At 53.9% G+C, this 243-nt stretch carries 1 protein-coding gene; it reads left to right on the top strand.

The genetic code is table 11. The features are described 5' to 3' along the window. A partial coding sequence (locus tag SB847_RS22025) for a hypothetical protein (protein WP_410578867.1) occupies window positions 1-243 on the top strand: 243 nt, incomplete at both ends.

Consider the following 243-nt stretch of genomic DNA (forward strand, 5'->3'; position numbering starts at 1 on the left):
GGCCAATATTCCTCGTTTCACACCACCGGTGGAGAAGGCGGATTCGCCAATTTCCTGCACCATTTTTCACCCGGCATGATGAAGCGGTGGGCGACATTCGAAACTCCAGACCTTGCCGATCCGGGTCTTCAGCAGAAGCTTACCGATCAGCTCCAGCAGTATCTTCAATCGCGCACGGTTGATGAGGTTTCAGCCACACAGGACAAATACCTTATCGCGCTGCTGAGCCTCCTCGAATCCAAG

The sequence above is a fragment of the Bacillus sp. SIMBA_026 genome, from assembly GCF_046535335.1.
GTDB lineage: Bacteria > Bacillota > Bacilli > Bacillales > Bacillaceae > Bacillus > Bacillus velezensis.